Source organism: Hydrogenophaga sp., from assembly GCF_030158645.1.
GTDB lineage: Bacteria > Pseudomonadota > Gammaproteobacteria > Burkholderiales > Burkholderiaceae_C > Hydrogenophaga.
The window spans coordinates 63,657-82,748 of sequence record NZ_JAOASO010000144.1 but is presented as its reverse complement, the minus strand read 5'-3'; the positions used below and the strand labels follow the sequence as shown (position 1 = coordinate 82,748).

The 19,092-nt window shown below is 66.3% G+C and carries 20 protein-coding genes; 14 read left to right on the top strand and 6 right to left on the bottom strand.

Going from position 1 to position 19,092, the window contains the following annotated elements; translation table 11 throughout:
* Nucleotides 1-95 precede the first annotated feature (95 nt).
* The 9 genes from Q1W68_RS15465 to Q1W68_RS15425 all read left to right on the top strand — a co-directional run bounded on the left by Q1W68_RS15465 (nucleotide 96) and on the right by Q1W68_RS15425 (nucleotide 10,383).
* Complete coding sequence (locus Q1W68_RS15465) at nucleotides 96-3,065, top strand: formate dehydrogenase subunit alpha (RefSeq protein WP_300717050.1); 2,970 nt, start codon at nucleotides 96-98, stop codon at nucleotides 3,063-3,065.
* A gap of 30 nt (nucleotides 3,066-3,095) precedes the next feature.
* Entirely contained in the window at nucleotides 3,096-3,698 is a 603-nt protein-coding gene (gene fdh3B, locus Q1W68_RS15460) for a formate dehydrogenase FDH3 subunit beta (protein WP_056272861.1), read from the top strand.
* The gene (locus tag Q1W68_RS15455; protein ID WP_300717049.1) at nucleotides 3,695-3,940 is read left to right on the top strand and encodes a hypothetical protein; all 246 of its coding nucleotides are present in this window, start codon (nucleotides 3,695-3,697) and stop codon (nucleotides 3,938-3,940) included. Before fdh3B ends, Q1W68_RS15455 begins: the two co-directional genes overlap by 4 nt.
* Nucleotides 3,941-3,953: 13 nt before the next feature.
* On the top strand, nucleotides 3,954-5,174 hold the full coding sequence (locus Q1W68_RS15450) for a formate dehydrogenase subunit gamma (RefSeq protein WP_300655084.1): 1,221 nt from the start codon (nucleotides 3,954-3,956) through the stop codon (nucleotides 5,172-5,174).
* 34 nt (nucleotides 5,175-5,208) lie between these two features.
* Nucleotides 5,209-5,601, top strand: a complete 393-nt coding sequence (locus Q1W68_RS15445; protein WP_300655081.1) for a hypothetical protein — start codon at nucleotides 5,209-5,211, stop codon at nucleotides 5,599-5,601.
* A gap of 108 nt (nucleotides 5,602-5,709) precedes the next feature.
* Nucleotides 5,710-6,570: a formate dehydrogenase accessory sulfurtransferase FdhD gene (fdhD, locus tag Q1W68_RS15440; RefSeq protein WP_300655078.1), complete on the top strand. Its 861-nt coding sequence runs from the start codon at nucleotides 5,710-5,712 to the stop codon at nucleotides 6,568-6,570.
* Between the two features lie 72 nt (nucleotides 6,571-6,642).
* Complete coding sequence (gene upp, locus Q1W68_RS15435; protein WP_300717048.1) at nucleotides 6,643-7,275, top strand: uracil phosphoribosyltransferase; 633 nt, start codon at nucleotides 6,643-6,645, stop codon at nucleotides 7,273-7,275.
* A gap of 145 nt (nucleotides 7,276-7,420) precedes the next feature.
* On the top strand, nucleotides 7,421-9,976 hold the full coding sequence (locus Q1W68_RS15430; RefSeq protein WP_300655076.1) for an FtsX-like permease family protein: 2,556 nt from the start codon (nucleotides 7,421-7,423) through the stop codon (nucleotides 9,974-9,976).
* Nucleotides 9,973-10,383: a group II truncated hemoglobin gene (locus Q1W68_RS15425; protein ID WP_300655073.1), complete on the top strand. Its 411-nt coding sequence runs from the start codon at nucleotides 9,973-9,975 to the stop codon at nucleotides 10,381-10,383. The genes Q1W68_RS15430 and Q1W68_RS15425 overlap by 4 nt, the downstream gene beginning before the upstream one ends.
* Nucleotides 10,384-10,431: 48 nt before the next feature.
* On the opposite strand, the gene Q1W68_RS15420 is transcribed toward Q1W68_RS15425, so the two are convergent.
* The 3 genes from Q1W68_RS15420 to radC all read right to left on the bottom strand — a co-directional run bounded on the left by Q1W68_RS15420 (nucleotide 10,432) and on the right by radC (nucleotide 12,304).
* Entirely contained in the window at nucleotides 10,432-10,830 is a 399-nt protein-coding gene (locus tag Q1W68_RS15420) for a hypothetical protein (protein ID WP_300655070.1), read from the bottom strand.
* An 84-nt stretch (nucleotides 10,831-10,914) separates the two neighbouring features.
* Nucleotides 10,915-11,550, bottom strand: a complete 636-nt coding sequence (locus tag Q1W68_RS15415; RefSeq protein WP_300655067.1) for a Smr/MutS family protein — start codon at nucleotides 11,548-11,550, stop codon at nucleotides 10,915-10,917.
* A gap of 61 nt (nucleotides 11,551-11,611) precedes the next feature.
* On the bottom strand, nucleotides 11,612-12,304 hold the full coding sequence (gene radC, locus Q1W68_RS15410) for a DNA repair protein RadC (RefSeq protein ID WP_300655064.1): 693 nt from the start codon (nucleotides 12,302-12,304) through the stop codon (nucleotides 11,612-11,614).
* Nucleotides 12,305-12,400: 96 nt separating this feature from the next.
* On the opposite strand from radC, the gene Q1W68_RS15405 reads away from it, so the two are divergent.
* Genes Q1W68_RS15405 through serS form a run of 3 tightly spaced genes read left to right on the top strand, consistent with a single transcriptional unit; the run spans nucleotide 12,401 to nucleotide 15,194 of the window.
* Entirely contained in the window at nucleotides 12,401-12,865 is a 465-nt protein-coding gene (locus tag Q1W68_RS15405; RefSeq protein WP_300717047.1) for an FKBP-type peptidyl-prolyl cis-trans isomerase, read from the top strand.
* A complete protein-coding gene (ispH, locus tag Q1W68_RS15400; RefSeq protein WP_300717046.1) occupies nucleotides 12,865-13,836 on the top strand; it encodes a 4-hydroxy-3-methylbut-2-enyl diphosphate reductase in 972 nt (323 codons plus the stop codon). The genes Q1W68_RS15405 and ispH overlap by 1 nt, the downstream gene beginning before the upstream one ends.
* A 38-nt stretch (nucleotides 13,837-13,874) precedes the next feature.
* Complete coding sequence (gene serS / locus Q1W68_RS15395; protein WP_300717045.1) at nucleotides 13,875-15,194, top strand: serine--tRNA ligase; 1,320 nt, start codon at nucleotides 13,875-13,877, stop codon at nucleotides 15,192-15,194.
* Nucleotides 15,195-15,272: 78 nt separating this feature from the next.
* On the opposite strand, the gene Q1W68_RS15390 is transcribed toward serS, so the two are convergent.
* The gene (locus Q1W68_RS15390) at nucleotides 15,273-16,652 is read right to left on the bottom strand and encodes a trypsin-like peptidase domain-containing protein (RefSeq protein ID WP_300655053.1); all 1,380 of its coding nucleotides are present in this window, start codon (nucleotides 16,650-16,652) and stop codon (nucleotides 15,273-15,275) included.
* 33 nt (nucleotides 16,653-16,685) lie between these two features.
* Entirely contained in the window at nucleotides 16,686-17,072 is a 387-nt protein-coding gene (locus tag Q1W68_RS15385) for a host attachment protein (protein ID WP_300655051.1), read from the bottom strand.
* Nucleotides 17,073-17,288: 216 nt separating this feature from the next.
* On the opposite strand from Q1W68_RS15385, the gene Q1W68_RS15380 reads away from it, so the two are divergent.
* The gene (locus tag Q1W68_RS15380; RefSeq protein WP_300655048.1) at nucleotides 17,289-17,753 is read left to right on the top strand and encodes a glycine zipper 2TM domain-containing protein; all 465 of its coding nucleotides are present in this window, start codon (nucleotides 17,289-17,291) and stop codon (nucleotides 17,751-17,753) included.
* Nucleotides 17,754-17,939: 186 nt separating this feature from the next.
* Entirely contained in the window at nucleotides 17,940-18,464 is a 525-nt protein-coding gene (locus Q1W68_RS15375) for a flavodoxin (protein WP_300655045.1), read from the top strand.
* 64 nt (nucleotides 18,465-18,528) lie between these two features.
* Here the strand turns inward: Q1W68_RS15375 and Q1W68_RS15370 are convergent, their stop codons facing one another.
* Nucleotides 18,529-18,816 carry a hypothetical protein gene (locus tag Q1W68_RS15370; RefSeq protein WP_300655042.1) on the bottom strand — a complete coding sequence of 96 codons (288 nt, stop codon included), beginning with the start codon at nucleotides 18,814-18,816 and terminating at the stop codon, nucleotides 18,529-18,531.
* Nucleotides 18,817-19,092 lie beyond the last annotated feature (276 nt).

The following is a 19,092-nucleotide window of genomic DNA, read 5'->3' as shown; positions in this document are numbered from 1 at the left end:
TTGAATCCCCACGTTCTCGTTCGTTCGCTGCCCTGCACCGGGGCACAAGCCGCTGACCAGGCGAATCTCCAAGCGACTCCTCAGGAGGCAAAACCATGCTGCTGACCAAAAAATCATCCTCCACGGGTGGACACGCCTCGCGCGTGCATTCCACCTTCGTCCACAACCTGCAGCGCGGCCTGTCCTCGGCCCTGCCCACCATGGACCGCCGCGCATTCCTGCGCCGCTCCGGCATGGGCGTGGGCGTGGGCCTGGCCGCTTCGCAGCTCGTGCTGGTGAAAAAAGCCAAGGCCGCTGAAGGCAAGTCCATCGACGGCACCGGCAAGATCGAAGTCAAACGCACCATCTGCACGCACTGCTCGGTGGGTTGCGCCACCGACGCGATCGTGGAAAACGGCGTCTGGGTCCGTCAGGAGCCGGTGTTCGACTCCCCCATCAATCTCGGCGCCCATTGCGCCAAAGGTGCGGCCCTGCGCGAGCACGGCCATGGCGAGTACCGCCTGCGCTACCCGATGAAGCTGGTCAACGGCAAGTACGAGCGCATCAGCTGGGACGTGGCGCTGAATGAAATCACCGCCCGCATGAAAGAGCTGCGCGAGGCCAGCGGCCCCGACTCGGTCTACTTCGTGGGTTCCTCCAAGCACAACAACGAGCAGGCCTACCTGCTGCGCAAGTTCGTGAGCTTCTGGGGCACCAACAACTGCGACCACCAGGCCCGCATTTGCCACTCCACCACGGTGGCCGGTGTGGCGAACACCTGGGGTTACGGCGCCATGACCAACTCGTACAACGACATGCAGAACAGCAAGTGCGCGTTGTACATCGGGTCGAACGCCGCCGAAGCGCACCCGGTGTCCATGCTGCACATGCTGCACGCCAAGGAAAACGGCTGCAAGATGATCGTGGTCGACCCGCGTTTCACCCGCACCGCGGCCAAAGCCGACGAGTACGTGCGCATCCGCTCCGGTACCGACATTCCGTTCCTGTTTGGTGTGTTGCACCACATCTTCAAGAACGGCTGGGAAGACAAGAAGTACATCAACGACCGCGTCTACGGCATGGACGCCGTCAAGGCCGATGTGCTGGCCAAGTGGACACCGGACAAGGTCGAAGAGGCCTGCGGCGTCAAGGAAGACCAGATGTTCAAGGTCGCCAAGATGCTGCACGACAACAACCCCGGCACCATCGTCTGGTGCATGGGCCAGACCCAGCACACGATCGGCAACGCGATGGTGCGCGCCTCGTGCATCCTGCAGCTCGCGCTCGGCAACATCGGCGTGAGCGGCGGCGGCGCGAACATCTTCCGCGGCCACGACAACGTGCAGGGCGCGACCGACGTCGGCCCCAACCCCGACTCGCTGCCCGGCTACTATGGCCTGGCCGAAGGTTCGTGGAAGCATTTCGCCAACGCCTGGGGTGTGGACTTCGAGTGGATCAAAAAGCAATTCGCCAGCCCTGCCATGATGGGCAAGAACGGCATCACCGTGTCCCGCTGGATCGACGGTGTGCTCGAGAAAAATGAACTCATCGACCAAGACAGCAACCTGCGCGGCGTCTTCTACTGGGGCCATGCGCCCAACTCGCAGACCCGCGGTCTGGAGATGAAGCGCGCCATGGACAAGCTGGACTTGCTGGTGGTGGTGGACCCTTACCCATCGGCCACAGCCGCCATGGCCGCCATGCCAGGCAAAGCCGAAGACCTGAACCCCAACCGCGCCGTGTACCTGTTGCCCGCCGCCACGCAATTCGAGACCAGCGGTTCGTGCACCGCGTCCAACCGTTCGCTGCAGTGGCGCGAGAAGGTCATCGAGCCGCTGTGGGAGAGCCGCAGCGACCACATGATCATGCACCAGTTCGCTGAAAAACTCGGCTTCGCCAACGAGCTCAGCAAGAACTACAAGATGCAGCAGGTCAAGGGCATGGACGAGCCCGTGCCCGAGGACATCCTGCGCGAGATCAACAAGTCGGTCTGGACCATCGGCTACACCGGCCAGAGCCCGGAGCGCCTGAAGGCCCACATGCGCAACATGAACGCCTTCGACGTGAAGACGCTCAAGGCCAAAGGCAAGGTTGTCGACAAGGAAACCGGCTACGACATGACCGGCGACTACTTCGGTCTGCCATGGCCCTGCTACGGCACGCCCGAGATCAAGCACCCCGGTTCGCCCAACCTGTACGACACCTCCAAGCACGTCATGGACGGCGGCGGCAACTTCCGCGCCAACTTCGGCGTGGAGCGCGACGGCAAGAGCCTGCTGGCCGAAGACGGCTCGCACTCGGTGGGTTCGGAAATCACCACCGGCTACCCCGAGTTCGACCACGTGCTGCTCAAGAAGCTGGGCTGGTGGGCCGACCTCTCCGAGGCCGAGCAGAAAGCCGCCGAAGGCAAGAACTGGAAGACCGACCCGACGGGCGCCATCATTCGCGTGGCCATGGCCCACGGCTGCCACCCGTTCGGCAACGCCAAGGCCCGTGCCGTGGTGTGGAACTTCCCCGACGCGATTCCGCAGCACCGCGAACCGATCTACGGCATCCGCCCCGACATGGTGGCCAAGTACCCCAGCCACGACGACCAGAAGACCCGCTGGCGCCTGCCCATCCTGTACAAGTCGCTGCAGGCGAAGAACGTCGAAGAGAAGCTGCACGAGAAATTCCCGCTGATCATGACCTCGGGCCGCCTTGTCGAGTACGAGGGTGGTGGCGAGGAAACCCGCTCCAACCCCTGGCTGGCCGAGCTGCAACAGGAAATGTTCGTGGAACTCAACCCGGCCACGGCGGCTGCTCGCGGTATTCGCAACGGCGAGCGTGTGTGGGTGAGCAGCCCGACCGGTGCGCGCATCAACGTGCAGGCGCTGGTGACCCCGCGGGTGAGCGAAGACACGGTGTTCCTGCCGTTCCACTTCTCCGGCCGCTGGCAAGGCGAAGACATGAAGCCCTACTACCCCGACGGCGCGATGCCGGTGGTGCGTGGTGAGGCGGTCAACACCGCCACCACCTACGGCTACGACATCGTCACGATGATGCAGGAAACCAAGACCACGATCTGCAATGTGGAGCGTGCGTAAGCACCGGCCCCACGGCACCAGGAGAAAAACATGGCAAGAATGAAATTCATCTGTGATGCAGAGCGCTGCATCGAATGCAACGGTTGCGTGACCGCCTGCAAGAACGAACACGAGGTGCCGTGGGGCGTGAACCGCCGCCGCGTGGTCACCCTCAACGACGGTGTGCCCGGCGAGAAATCCATCTCGGTGGCCTGCATGCACTGCAGCGACGCGCCCTGCATGGCGGTGTGCCCGGTGAACTGCTTCTACCGCACCGACGAAGGTGTGGTGCTGCACGACAAGGACGTCTGCATCGGCTGCGGCTACTGCTCGTACGCCTGCCCGTTCGGCGCACCGCAGTTCCCGTCGCAAGGCACCTTTGGTGTGCGCGGCAAGATGGACAAGTGCACCTTCTGCGCCGGTGGCCCCGAGGCCCACGGCAGCCAGGACGAGTTCGAGAAATACGGCCGCAACCGCCTTGCCGAAGGCAAGCTGCCGGCCTGCGCCGAGATGTGCTCGACCAAAGCCCTGCTCGCCGGCGACGGCGACGTGGTGGCCGACATCTTCCGCAACCGCGTGCTGCAGCGTGGCAAGGGCGCCGAGGTCTGGGGCTGGGGCACCGCCTACGGCACCGCTCAAGGGACCAAATCATGAGCCAGCGTTTCATCTTCTCCATCGCAGCCGCAACGCTGACGCTGGGCCTGGTGGCCTGCGGCGACCAGCCGCAGGAAATGAACGGCGCGGGTGTCAAGCAAGACGGCGCTCCTTACACCGGCGTGGGCAAGAGCCAGTACGTTCAAAGCGGCTGGAGCACCGGCGACAAAGCCAGCTGGGAGCAGCAGCTCAAGGCGCGTGCGCAGTACGGCCAGAACGACTACACCCGCATGTCCAAGTGACGAGGAACGCTGTATGCAACGGTTTTTGACCGCTGGCTTGCGCCAGCTCGCATCGCCCGCTGTGCTGGCGGCAGCCTTGTTTGCGCTCAGCGCGGGTGTGGCCAGCGCTCAGGCGGTGGCTCCCGCCGCGACGCAGGACGATCTGGCACCGCCCGCCGTGACCGCACCCGCAGCCACCCAGCAAGGCGGCATCCGTGGCGCCAACATCTTCGAGATCGCGCCCGACGCTTCCACCGATCCCAAGTACAGCGAGCAGACCAACGCCGAACGAGGCAAGGTCCAGCCTGGCAACAACGCGCCCATGTGGCGCGATGTGGGCAAGGGTGTCACGGGCTACTCCAGCCTGCCGTACCCCGAATCGGGCAACATGATTCAGGGTTTTGTGCAGTACCCCGGATCCAGCCTCACCAACGCCGGTGAAGCGTGGCGCCAGGTGCGCAACGACTGGATCATCCCCTACGGTGGTTCGCTGTTGCTGATCGCGTTGGTTGCGCTGGCGCTGTTTTACTTTGGCAAGGGCACGATCAAGCTGCACGGCAGCGAGACCGGCCGGGTCATCGAGCGCTTCACGTATGTGGAACGCGCGGCCCACTGGGTCAACGCCATCACGTTTGTGGTGCTGGCTGTGTCCGGCGTGGTCATGGCGTTCGGCAAGTTCTTCCTGCTGCCCATCATGGGCAGCACGCTGTTCGGCTGGCTGACCTACGCGCTGAAAAACATGCACAACTTTTCAGGCCCGCTGTTCGCCGTGTCGTTGGTGGTGGTGTTCTTCACCTTCCTCAAAGACAACTGGCCGACCAAGGAAGATATCACCTGGGTCCTGAAGGCGGGTGGTCTCTTCGGTGGTTCGGAAGTGCCTTCGCACCGGTTCAACGCGGGCGAAAAAGTGGTGTTCTGGGGCGGCGTTTTCTTCCTCGGGTTGATCGTCGTGGGCTCCGGTGTGTTCCTGGACAAAATCGTGCCGGCGGTGGAGTACACCCGCGCCAACATGCAGGTGGCGCACATGATCCACGGCGTGGCCACCGTCCTGATGATGGCCATGTTCCTGGGCCACATCTACATGGGCACCATCGGCATGGAAGGCGCCTACAAGGCCATGAAAACCGGCTATGTGGACGAGACCTGGGCCAAGGAGCACCACGAGCTCTGGTACGACGACATCAAGGCCGGCAAGATTCCCGCGCACCGCACGGCAGCCGCTGCCGCCGCGAGCGACGCGCCCCGGGCCGCCTGACAGTCCCCTCCCTTTTCTGAGACAAGGAAACTCCATGAAACGCAGCCTTCTGTGCCTCTCGATGCTGCTGGCGACGTCCGCCTTTGCCAAGCTCCCCGCACCCGTGTTGACCGACGAAGCCAAAGCCAAGGCCGAAGAAGCCAAGGCGAAGACAGCCTGGGCCGCCAAGGTCGATGGCTACAAACTGTGCCTGTCGATGGACCGCGCCGCCGGCAATTTCTTCAAGACGGCGGCCTCCACCGGCAAGTCGGTCAAGCCCGCCGCGGCGCTGCCCGCTTGCGCGGACCCCGGTCCGTTCACCTACGTGGCGGCCGCGGCCACCGCGGTGGCCAAACCGCTGGAAGCCGCGGGCGCCCATTCGCCGTCCAACACGGCGGCCAGCCCACCCAGCGGCAAGGCGCCGGTGGCTGCCACCACGGGCAAGTGATTCGCCACGACCTCGGCGTTTCCTGTTTTGCCTGCGTTTGAAAGGGCCGCACCCTCGGGTGCCGGCCCTTTGACTTTGTTGCCTTTGAACTTGCTGTAGTCTGCTCCCATGCCTTTGCCCCACCTCACCCAGGCCCGTGCACCGCTGACCCGCGAAGTCGAGGTCATGAACCAGCATGGCGAGCGCGAGTCAATTTTCATCCCGGCCGAGCGAGACCTCACGGTCTATGTGGACAAGCGCGAGCTGGTCACGCTCATGACGCTGGGCGCGCACCCCGAGTGGCTGGTGCTGGGGTATTTGCTCAACCAGCGCCTGATCGCCTCGGTGGACGACATCGAGTCGATCACCGTGGACTGGGAGGTGGGCGCGGCTTCGGTGAAAACGCGGCACGGCATTGACCACATCGAGGAGCGCACCTCCAAGCGCGTGGTCACCACCGGCTGCGGACAGGGCAGCGTGTTCGGCAACCTCATGGACGAGATCGACAGCATCCAGCTGCCGGCCGACATGGTGCTGCGCCAGTCGCAGCTCTACGCCATCGTCAACGCGATCCGCCTCAAGGAGAGCACCTACAAGTCGGCCGGGTCGGTGCACGCGTGTGCGCTGTTCCTGGCTGAAAACCTGCAGTTGTTTGTGGAAGACGTGGGCCGCCACAACGCGGTGGACACCATCGCGGGATGGATGCCGCTGCAAACCGACCTGCCCGCAGGCGACAAGATCTTCTACACCACCGGCCGCCTCACGAGCGAGATGGTCATCAAATCCGCGCAGATGGGGGTGGCGGTGGTGGTGTCGCGCAGCGGCATCACGCAAATGGGCCTGGACGTGGCGCAGCGCGTCGGCTTGTGCGCCATCGGCCGGGCCACCAACAAGCATTTCCTGTGTTACACGCACCCCGAGCGGTTGGTGCTGGATGCCGTGCCGCCCCCGGCACCGGTGGTGCGGGAACGGGCCGCCAGCGCGTCCTGACCGCCCTCACGCGGCGTACGCCCGGGGGTTCGGGCATAAACTCGGTTCACTTTTTTTGCCGAGAACTTTCCCATGAGCCGAGACGTCCACGTCATTGACCACCCCCTGGTGCAGCACAAGCTCACGCTGATGCGCCGCAAGGACACCAGCACCAAGAGCTTCCGCGAGCTCGTGCACGAGCTCAGCGCCTTGCTCGCCTACGAGATCACGCGCGACATGCCGATGCAGACCATCGAGATCGAAACCCCGCTGGAAAAAATGCAGTCGCGCGTGATCGACGGCAAGAAGGTCGTGCTCGCCTCCATCCTGCGGGCCGGCAACGGTTTCCTGGACGGCATGCTGCAGGTGATCCCGGGCGCGCGCGTCGGCCACATCGGCCTGTACCGCGACCCGGCCACGCTGAAGGCGGTGGAGTATTACTTCAAGATGCCGCAAGACATGCACGAGCGCGACGTGATCGTGCTCGACCCGATGCTGGCCACCGGCAATTCGGCCGTGGCGGCGGTCGACCGGCTCAAAAAGACCGGCCCGCGCTCAATCCGTTTTGTCTGCTTGGTCACCTGCCCCGAAGGCATCAAGACTTTCCACGACGCGCACCCCGACGTGCCGATCTACACCCCCTCGGTGGACCGTGGCTTGAATGAGCACGGGTACATCGTTCCGGGACTCGGAGACGCAGGCGATCGAATTTTTGGAACCAAGTAGTGCTCCCCCCGCGCCGCGCCTGCGGCGCGTCACCCCTCAGGGGCAACGCCTGCGGTCTGGCAAAGCCATTTCCGCGGCGTTCTGAACCAATGCACTTCGCGCCGGTCGGACGTGTGGCTTTTGTGGATGCGATAAGGTTCTCCGAATGAGTACACCCACCACCTCCCTGCCCATCCGCTTCTGGACCCTGGGCTGGTCATCCCTCACCCGCGACTGGCGCGCTGGTGAGCTGCGTTTGCTGATGTTGGCGGTGACGCTCGCGGTGGCGGCCTTGTCGGCGGTGGGCTTTTTTGCCGACCGTCTGCAGGGTGGCCTGTCGCGCGACGCGCGTGCGCTCATCGGTGGCGACGTGGTGATCAGCAGCGACAACACGCCACCACCCGCGTTCGAGGCGCAAGCCCGTGAACTCGGTTTGACCGTGGTGCAGACGCTGGGTTTTCCCACCATGGGCCGAGCGCGCGACGAAGAGGGCGGAGCCGCCCGGCTGGTGGCTTTGAAATCCGTGGGCGAGGGCTACCCGCTGCGCGGCAGCCTGCGCGTGGCCGAGTCGCCCACCGCCGTCGATGCGCCCACGCGCGAGATTCCCGCGCCGGGCACCGCCTGGGTTGATGCCGCGCTGCTGGTGTCCTTGAACCTGCAAATGGGCCAGCCGCTGCTGCTGGGCGACTCCTCGTTCACCATCACCCGCGTCATCGTGGTCGAGCCCGACCGGGGCGCCGGTTTCATGAGTTTCGCGCCGCGCGTGATGATCAACAACGCGGATTTGCCCGCCACCGGTCTGGTGCAGCCCGCCAGCCGCCTCAACTACCGCCTCGCCGTGGTCGGTGACGAAGCCCGCGTGGCCCGTTTCAACCAGTGGGCGCAGACCGAGGTGGCCAAGCCCGGCGTGCGCGGCATCCGGCTGGAGTCGCTCGAAGGCGGGCGGCCCGAGATGCAGCAGACGCTGGAGCGCGCCGAAAAATTCCTCAATCTGGTGGCGCTGCTGGCCGCGCTCTTGTGCGCCGTGGCCGTGGCCATCGCCGCGCGCGGCTTCGCGCAGCGGCACCTGGACGACTGCGCCATGCTGCGCGTGCTGGGTCTCTCGCAAGGCACGATGGCACGCGCCTATACGCTGGAGTTCGCGCTCGTCGGCCTGTTCGCCAGCGCGCTGGGTGTCGCCATCGGCTACGCGGTGCACCATGTGTTCGTGGTGCTGCTCGCGGGCCTGGTGGAAGCCAGCCTGCCGCCGCCCGGCATCACCCCGGTGCTGCTCGGTCTGGGCATGGGCCTCACGCTCATGATGGCCTTTGGCTTGCCCCCGGTGTTGCAGCTGGCCAAGGTGCCGCCGCTGCGCGTGATCCGCCGTGACGTGGGCCAGCTCAAGCCCGCCACGCTGGCCGTGCTGGCGCTGGGCATGGCCGGCTTTGCCGCGCTGCTGCTGGCCGCCAGCCGCGACCTGCTGCTGGGCGGCATTGCAGTGGGTGGTTTTGCCGCCGCCGTGCTGCTGTTCGCCGCCGCGAGTTACGCCGCCGTGCGCCTGCTGCGCGCCAGCGTGAACGAAGCCACCGCGCCGAGAGCCCTCGTCATGGCCACGCGCCAGCTGTCGGCCCGCCCCGCCTACGCCGTGGTGCAGATCAGCGCACTCTCGGTCGGCCTGCTCGCGCTGGTGCTGCTGGTGCTGCTGCGCACCGACCTCATTGCCAGCTGGCGCAACGCCACGCCGCCCGATGCGCCCAACCGCTTCGTGATCAATGTGCAGCCCGAGCAAGGCGCCGAGTTCCAGCAGGCGCTGCGCACCGCCGGTGTGGAGCGCTTCGACTGGTACCCCATGATCCGGGGCCGGCTGGTCAGCGTCAACGGTGCGGCCGTGAAGCCCGAGGACTACACCGACGACCGCGCTGCCCGCCTGGTGGACCGGGAGTTCAACCTCTCCAACACCGCCACGCGACCCGAGAACAACCCCGTGGTGGCTGGCCGCTGGACCGACAACGAGGCCGGTGCCGTGAGCGTGGAAGAAGGCCTGGCGGAAACCCTGGGCCTCAAGCTCGGCGACCGCCTCGGCTTCGACATCGGCGGCCAGGTCACGGAAGGCCGCATCACCAGCCTGCGCAAGGTGGACTGGGGTTCCCTGCGGGTCAACTTCTTCGTGGTGTTTCCGGTGGCCAACGTGCCCAACGTGCCGGTGAGCTTCATCAGCGCTTTCCGCGCGCCCGACGGCGCGAGCGCCGCCGGTGCCAGTTTCGACAACACGCTGGTGCGCCAGTTTCCCAACATCACCAACGTCGACATGAGCCAGACCATCGCGCAGGTGCAGCGCGTGCTCGGTCAGGTGATCAGCGCGGTGGAGTTCCTGTTCGCCTTCACGCTGGCCGCGGGCCTGGTGGTGCTGCTGGCCGCCATCACCGCCACCCGCGGTGAGCGGGAGCGCGAATTCGCCATCCTGCGCGCCGTGGGCGCGGGCTCCGCGCTGCTGCGCCAGGTGCAGCGCATCGAGCTGCTGGGCGTGGGCCTGCTGGCGGGCTTCCTCGCTTCCAGCGTGGCCGTGGCGGTGGGCTGGGCGTTGGCACGCTACGTGTTCCAGTTCTCCTGGACCGCCTCGCCCTGGGTGCCGCTGGGCGGCGCGCTGGCCGGGGCCGTGCTGGCGCTGGTGGCTGGCTGGTGGGGGCTGCGCAGCGTGTTGCGCACCCCCGTGGTGGAAACCTTGCGCAAGGCCGCAGCATGACGACCGACATTCAAGAGCCCGCACCGTTCGCCACGCCGTTCGAATGGATCGGTGGCGAAGACCGAGTGCGCGCCCTGGTCGACCGCTTCTACGACCTCATGGACATCGAGCCCGGCTACGCCGAGTTGCGCGCCGCCCACGGCAACACGCTGGAAGACGCGCGCCAGAAACTGTTCTGGTTCCTCTGTGGCTGGCTCGGCGGCCCGCAGCTCTACACCGAGCAGTTCGGCCACCCCCGCCTGCGCATGCGCCACATGCCGTTTGCCATCGGTGTGCAGGAGCGCGACCAGTGGCTGGCCTGCATGGACCAGGCGATGGGTGAAACGGGCGTGGACCCGGTGCTGCGCGCGCGGCTCAAGACCAGCTTTTTCCAGACGGCGGACTGGATGCGGAATTCGCCGGCGTAGCCTCCCGGTGGTGTCCGTCGGCGGGGCGCGCGGTGCGAGGGTCGTGCCTTACCTGGAGGGCTGCTTCAGGAAGAAGACCCAGGCAAAGAACAACATGAACACCAGGTCGTTGGCGCCGTAGATGCTGAAGAACACGCCCGCCCACACATCCTTGGCGTAGAGATCGTCGAGGCTGTTCGCCGACAGCCACTGGAACCAGACAACGACATAGACAAGTTTCTCCAGCGCGAATGCACCGGCGATCCATCGGACGCCCGATGTGACGGTCGCAGCGCCCAGGTAAGCCAGGCCCCACACCACAATCATCAGAAGCCCGAAGTTCGACATCACCACCGGGTCGGCCTCGTTGATGGCCGTGTTGGTGAAAGCCCGCGAAAAGACGAGCACGCCGCCGATGTTCATGAGCCCGGCTGCGACAAAGCCGATGTTCTTCCAACGTTCGTTCATGCCGACCTTTCAAGGCGTTCAGCCTCTGGATTGAAAACACCGCCCAACAGGGCGGTGACGAAGCGAAGCGCCATGGCGGGGAGTTCACCCCGACCGCAACAACACCACCAGCGCCCCGGCCCCACCCTCGGCCGGTCGCGCTTGCACAAACGCCATCACCTCGCTCTTCTGGATCAGCCAGCGCAGCACGCGGTTCTTGAGCACCGGCATGCGCCCCGGAGAGCCCAGGCCCTTGCCGTGCACCACGCGCACGCAGCGCAGACCTTGCTGGTGGGCCTCGCGGATGAAGCGGCCCAGGGCTTCGCGGGCTTCATCGGTGCGCAGACCGTGGAGATCAATCTGGCGCTGGATGCTCCAGCTGCCATCGCGCAGTTTGCGCATCACGTCCGGCCCGATGCCCGGGCAGCGGTAGCTCAGCATGTCGTCGGTGTGCAGCAGGGTCTCGATGTCGAACTCGTCGCTGAGCGCTTCGCGCATCACCGAGGCCTCGTCGAGCTGGCGCTGCACAGGCAGAGGCTCCACCGGCACCGGGCGCGGTTCGATGCGGCCGGGATCCACGATGGGCTGCACCGGCCCCACGGCCAGTGCAAACAGGCGGCGCTCGCGTTCGCGCTGCAGCTCGGCCTGGCGCGCGGCTTCGCGCCGCGCCGCTTCGGCCGCCGCACGCTCGGCCATCACGCGTTTGAGCGTTTTCAGATCGGCCAGCGTGTTGACTTTCATGCGGCGATTGTGACGGAGCGCCCTCACCACCCACCGGGGCGCCGCGATCAACCCTGCGGTGTCAGATGAGGCCCATTTCGGCCATGGACGCAGCCTGGTTGCGCGTGACGATGAAGTGGTCCAGCACCTTCACGTCCACCAGCGCCAGCGCCGACTTCAAGGTGGCGGTCAAGGCTTCATCGGCGCGCGAGGGCAGGGCGGTGCCACTGGGGTGGTTGTGGGCCAGCACCACGGCCGCCGCGTGGTGGTGCAGGGCGCGCAGCACCACTTCGCGCGGGTACACGCTGGTTTGCGTCAGGGTGCCGCGAAACAGTTCTTCGAGCGCGACCAGCCGGTTTTGTGAATCGAGAAACATCACCGCAAACACCTCGTGCTGCCGTCCACCCAGTTGCAGTTGCAGGTATTCGCGCACCGCCTGTGGGTTCTCCATCAGGGTTTTCTCCTGCAGGCGCTGCGTGAGCGCACGGCGGGCGAGTTCGAGAACCGCCAGCACCTCGGCTCGTTTGGCCGGGCCCAGGCCCTTGATCTGCTTGAGCGCTTCGGCGCTGGAGTGCAGCAAACCGGCCATCCCGCCAAAGTGCTCCAGCAGCTCCTGCGCGAGCTGCACCACGTGTTTGCCGCGGATGCCGGTGCGCAGCAGCAACGCCAGCAGTTCCACGTCGCTGAGTGCTGCCGGCCCGCGCGCCAGCAGTTTTTCGCGCGGTCGCGCATCCATCGGCAGGCTCTTGAGCCCGACCACGACAAGGCCATCCATGTGCGTTTCTCCCTGTTGCAGGCCGTGTTTTTACAATACCTGCTCCATCCCACCCGCAGCGCCCCGTTCTCCGCCGTTTGCGCCACACTGCTGCCCATGATCCCCCACGCTCCCATGCCCCAAGTCCAAGAAGGCTCTTTCCTCACCCTGCACTACCGCATGTCTGGTCCGCAGGGGCAGGTGATCATCGACACCTTTGCCGGCAAACCGGCCACGCTGAGCCTGGGCATGGGTGAACTGTCGCCCGCGATCGAGCAGCGCCTGATGGGTCTGGAAGAGGGCGCCCGCACCGTCATCGAACTCGCGGCCGGCGAGGCCTTCGGCGATCGCCAGCCCGAAATGGTGCAGTGGGTGGCGCGCAAGCTGCTCAACGAGCTGGGCGATCCGCATGAACAGTACGTGGCCGGCGATGTGGTGCAGTTCCCCACGCCCGACGGGCTGGGCACGTACGCCGGTGCGGCGCTGCAGGTGCGGGAAGATGGCGCGGTGCTGTTCGACTTCAACCATCCGCTGGCAGGTCAGCCGGTGCGTTTCGAAGTGCAACTGATTGGAGTGCTCTGATGCCCAAGTCCCAGGAAATCGTGTTGGCCGAGCCTCGCGGCTTTTGCGCGGGCGTGGACCGCGCCATCGAGATCGTCGAGCGCGCGCTCACCAAGTTTGGCCGGCCGATCTATGTGCGGCACGAGATCGTGCACAACACCTACGTGGTCAACGACCTCAAGGCCAAGGGCGCGATCTTCATCGAAGAGCTCGCCGATGTGCCTGCGGGTGCCACGCTGGTGTTTTCGGCCCATGGCGTGAGCAAGGCGATCCAGGAAGAAGCGAAGGAGCGCGGTTTCAACATCTTCGACGCCACCTGCCCGCTGGTGACCAAGGTGCATGTGGAGGTGGCCAAGCTGCACCGCGAAGGCTTCGAGTTCATCATGATCGGCCACAAGGGACACCCCGAGGTGGAGGGCACCATGGGCCAGCTCGACCGCGGCATCCACCTGGTGGAAGACGTGGAAGACGTGGCGCGTGTGTCGCCCGCGCAAACCGCCAAGCTCGCGGTGGTGACGCAGACCACGCTGTCGGTGGACGACGCGGCCGAGATCCTGAGCGCGGTGAAGGCCCGCTTTCCGCAGGTGCGCGAACCCAAGCAGCAAGACATTTGTTATGCCACGCAGAACCGGCAAGACGCGGTCAAGCTGCTGAGCCCGCAGGTCGACATCGTGATCGTGGTGGGCAGCCCCACCAGCTCCAACAGCAACCGCCTGCGCGAGGTCGCCATCAAGCTCGGCACGGAGAGCTACATGGTCGACAGCGCCGACGAACTGCAGGCCGACTGGTTCGAAGGCAAGCACCGGGTGGGCCTGACCGCCGGCGCCTCGGCGCCCGAGATCCTGGTGCGCCAGGTGATCGAGCGCATCAAGGCGCTGGGTGCGATTTCCGTGCGCACCATGGACGGCCTGACGGAAACCATCAAGTTCCCGCTGCCCAAGGGCCTGAAGATGGACGGCGAAGACGCCGCGCCGCTGCAGCACCTGCGCTGAGCGCCGGGGCAACGCTCCCCCAAACCTACAATCGCCGCATGCTAGACATCGTTCAACTGAGAAAAGACCTCCCCGGGGTCGTGGCGCGGCTTGAAACGCGCAAGAGCCCACAGCCGTTTCTGGATGTGGCCGCCTACCAGGCCCTGGAGACCGAGCGCAAGACGCTGCAGACCCGCACCGAAGAGCTGCAAAGCCAACGCAATTCGCTGAGCAAACAGATCGGCATGCTCAAGGGCAAGGGCCAGCACGCCGAGGCCGACGCCGTGATGGCGCAGGTGGGCGCGCTCAAGACCGAGCTGGACGCTTCGGCCACCCGGCTGGAAGTGATCCAGGCCGAGCTGCACACCCTGCTGCAAGCCGTGCCCAACCTGCCGCACGAGAGCGTGCCGGTGGGCAGCGACGAACATGGCAACGTGGAGCTGCGCCGTTGGGGTACCCCGCGCGTGTTCGACTTCGACGTGCGCGACCACGTGGATGTGGGCACCCCGCTCGGGCTGGATTTTGAAACCGGCACCAAGCTGGCCGGTTCCCGCTTCACCTTCATGCGCGGCCCCATCGCGCGCCTGCACCGGGCACTTGCGCAGTTCATGCTCGACGTGCAGACCCAGGAGCACGGCTACACCGAGTGCTACACGCCCTACATCGTCAACGCCGACACCCTGCGTGGTACCGGCCAGCTGCCCAAGTTCGAAGGCGATCTGTTCGCGGTGAAGAAGGGCGGCCAGGAAGGCGAGGCCGTGCCCGACATGCAGGCGCTCTACCTCATCCCCACCAGCGAAGTGACGCTGACCAACGTGGTGCGCGACACCGTGGTGGCCGAGGCCGAGCTGCCCATCAAGCTCACCGCGCACACGCCGTGCTTCCGGTCCGAAGCCGGCAGCGCCGGGCGCGACACGCGCGGCATGATCCGCCAGCACCAGTTCGACAAGGTCGAGATGGTGCAGATCGTGCACCCCGACACAAGCTACGAAGCACTTGATGCCATGACCGGCCACGCCGAAGCCGTGCTGCAGAAGCTGGGCCTGCCGTACCGCGTGTTGGCGCTGTGCACCGGCGACATGGGCTTTGGCGCCACCCGCACGCACGACCTCGAGGTGTGGGTGCCCGCCCAGGGCACCTACCGCGAGATCAGCTCGGTCTCCAACTGCGAAGCTTTCCAGGCCCGCCGCCTGCAGGCGCGATTCAAGAACGCACAAGGCAAGAACGAACTGGTGCACACGCTCAACGGTTCGGGTCTGGCGGTCGGGCGCGCGTTGGTGGCGGTGCTGGAGAACTTCCAGAACGCCGACGGCAGCGTGACCGTGCCGGCGGTGCTGCGTCCTTACATGGGCGGGCTGGAGCGCTTGATCCCGGCCTGACACTGGAAGGTGCCGGTCGAAGAACGGGCCGGGAGGCGTCCGTGATGCCCATCCGCTCCTGGTGCTGCCGGTGGCGACTCAGTCCAGCAGCAGCGGGATGAACTGGCGTTCTCCATCCCGATCCACCAGCAGGGCTGCGTTCAAGGGGCGCTCGCGCAGCTGCAGACGCACGTCTTCCAGCGTGTGCACGGGCCTGAGATTGATGGACAGCAGCGCGTCACCTGCGCGCAGGCCGGCTTGCGCTGTGAGCCCGCTCACCTGTTCCACCCACAGTCCACCCACCACGCCCAGCACGCTGCGCTCCTGAGCGGTCAGGATTCGCAATTGCCAGCCCAGTTCAACCCGGGCCTGCGCAGCACCCGCTTGGCCGATCGGGTTCTCAAGCGCCAGGTCCATCGCCTGGTCCAGCCGGACGGTGAGGTCCGTGGCCTGCTGGTCCCGCCACACCGTGAGTCGCACCCGTTCGCCCGGCGCTGTCAGGCCCAGGTGGCTGGTGAGTTCGCCCGCCTGGCCCAGGGGTTCACCGTTGAAGGCAATGATGACGTCGCCCGCGCGCAGGCCTCCCTGGTCTGCCGCGCTCCCCGCATCGGTGGCGGCCACCAGCGCGCCTCGCGGACGATCCAGTCCAAAGGCGCTGGCCAGCGTGAGGTCCAGGTTCTGGATCGTCACGCCCAGATAGCCGTGAAGCATCCGTCCATGGGCGACGATCTGGTCCTTGACCCGCAGTGCCACGTCGATGGGCACCGCAAACGACAGGCCTTCGTAGCCGCCCGACAGGGTGTAGATCTGCGAGTTGATGCCCACCACCGAGGCGCTGGCATCGAGCAGCGGTCCGCCCGAGTGGCCTGGGTTGACGGAGGCGTCGGTCTGGATGTGCGGTACCGCAGCCAAACCCGGCAGGGCGCGGCCCAAGGCGCTGACGATGCCTTGCGAGACGCTCTGCTCCAGCCCGAACGGCGACCCGATGACCACCACCGGGTCGCCCACCTGCAAACGGCTGGACCGGCCCAGTCGCACCACCGGCAAGGCTTGGGCATTCACGCGCAGCACGGCCACATCGGTGGTCGGGTCGCTGCCCACCAGCTGGGCCTGGAACTGGCGCCGGTCGCTCAGGCGCACGGTGATGCGTCGCGCGCCTTCGATCACGTGTGCACTGGTGAGCAGCAGTCCGTCGCTGCTGATGATGAACCCCGAGCCCTGAGCGCGAAAGGGCAGCGCGTCCATGGGCGGCCATGCGGGCGCGTTGTCGCCGGGTGTCCAGACCGAAGCCGGGGGGATGCGCATGCCGACCACGTCGACGCCGACCACCGCCGGTCCGGCCAGTTCCACGATGGCGCGGTGATTGGGAGCGAGTCCACCCGGCAGCGCCGGCGCCGCTGCGGTGGGCTCGGCGGCTGGCACCGCCAACGCGCAGGCCAGCAGCGCCAGCGCGGCGAGATGCTTGGCGGCTTTTTTCATGGTTCGGTCGGTGTGGCCCGCCCGGCCATGACGTCAGTGGACGGGCATGCCCGGTTCATGCAATTCCCGCAACTCACGCAGCCGGCGCTCGAGTGTTCCTGCGTCCAGGCTGGTGAAGTCGGCGTCGTGCGTCCATTTCAGACGGTAGTCCACACCCCGGTTCAGGCAATGCTGGATCTCGTTCAGCAGCGGACTGGAGGCGATCAGCCAGAAGGTCTCGTACTCGCCGTCGACCACGCCTTCCTCCAGCCGCTGGGCGAGTTCGTGGGCGAATGGGTGGTCGCGCTGGAGGGCGTTGCCCCGGGTACAAGCCTCGGGGCCGTCCATGGTCTCCAGCGCCACCAGGGGATCGCCCACACCGTCGCGGCAGAAGAAGCGGGCGCGTGACCCGTTGGCAACCAGAATCCACTGCTTTCTCATGACGTGTCCTTGGGTGTTCAGGGCACCCAATCTACGACCCACGAGAACCCCCACGCTTGAGTGCGATCAATGCGGGGGCACGCAGGCGCTGCCGGTGGCGCCACGCCCAGGGGCGTGACCAGCTGCGCCGGCATTGAGCACGCTCAAGCGCGCCGCGCGCTGTCCCCCACAGACTGGGCTATCCGCCGCGCGCCGCGACGTTGCTGGACCTTCACCATGCACACAAGCTCTCTGAAACGTTCGTTGCCCATGGTGCTGGCCGCCTTGGCGCTGGTGGCCTGCCAGACCCCCGTGACACAGGAGCAAAGCGGCATGGTGATCGGCGGCCTGCTCGGTGGCGTGGTGGGCTCCCAGTTCGGCCACGGCAGCGGTCGCACCGCGGCGGTGATCCTGGGCACGCTCACCGGCGTGGCCGTGGGCGGCGCGGTGGGTCGTTCCATGGCCGAGCGCGACCGCTACCTGACCGCACAGACGCTGGAGACGGTGCGCACCGGTGTGCCCAGCCAGTGGGTCAACCCGGACACCGGGTACCGCTACACCGTGGTACCCACACGCACCTACGGCAGCGAGGACGGCCCTTGCCGCGAATACCAGGTGAACGCCGTCATCGGCGGGCGCGTTGAGCAGATGTGGGGCACGGCCTGCCGTCAGCCCGATGGCAGCTGGCGCGCTCAACCATGACGGTCCGGAGCGAACCATGTTCGGCGCTTCATCGCCGTCGATGGCTTGACCACGGCACGCGTGAACGGGAGCAACCCGGTGTACGGCGCGACCCTTGCGCCCCCGGTCCTGGAGGACGTCGACAGTTCGCCCGTGCCGCTGCGGCTGATGACGTGATGTGTGGGTGGTCATGAAAGGAATGGCACCATGAACCGTATCCTGGTCGTTTATTACTCCGGCAGTGGGCACACCGAATTCGTCGCCCGGCAGATCGCGTCTCGCTGCCACGCGGACCTGGAACGCATCCAGGACCGCCAACCGCGCCGGGGGGTGGTCGGCTATCTGCGGTCGTCGCTCGAAGCGCTGTTGGGCTTGCACCCGGCCATCGAACAGGGGCGCCACCGCCCGGGCGACTACGACCTGGTGATTGTGGGCACGCCCGTGTGGTTCTGGGGCGTGGCCAGTCCCGTTCGAACCTGGGTGAGGCGACATCACGCGGCGCTGACCCACGTGGCGCTGTTCTGCACCTGTGGCGGCTCCGGCCAAGCCAAGGCGCTGGACGATCTGGAGCGCTTGTGCGGGCACCCGGCGCTGACCCGGCTGGCGCTGACCGAACGTGTGGTGCCCCAATGCCAGCGCGATCCGGCGCTGCGGCGCTTTCTGCTGGAACTCAAACGGGTGCCTTCGGTGTCCGTCTCGCTGCCTCCGTTGCAGGACCAGGCTCCCGCCTGAACCGCTATCTCGATGGAGCGTTCTGTCGGGGGTGACGCGATGGTCGCGGGTGGGAGCGTCAATCTCACTCACACCGCGCAGGTGGCTGGGCGCGCCGAGCTCCTGGCTGGGGTGTGGTGGTGGGCGGCCGGGTCGAATGCACCTGCCCGCAAAACGTGGCGGAGGCCCCATTGACCGTGACCTCGATGGCCTTGGTCTCGCGCTCGGCCTGGTGACCCAACGCCTGCTCCATGCGCCCGGCGAGGTTCGAGGGCGTGCAGGTGGTCTTGAGCGTGATGCGGTCGGTGCCATCGCGCACACCCGTGATGGGGCGCACCATCTGTTCGGCAACGCCGCTGTGCGACGAATCCACCGCCGGCTCCGATGCGAGTTCGGCCTACACGCCCATCTCGTGTTGTGCATCGGTCTTCATGGTGTGTATCGCCTCACGCGCCCCATGGTCCGTGCCCGCGCACGCGCCTGCAAAACCCACCCGCCTTCACACGTCGACAACGGTTCGGGCGCCTAGGGTTTCCATGGGGTCTCGCGGCCGTTGTCGGCGTCTTGTCGCTGCAGGGACAAGTCATGCCCTGGGCGGTCGATAGGATGCCTTCACCTTCAGGGCCATCAGACGGTGATCTGAGCCCCG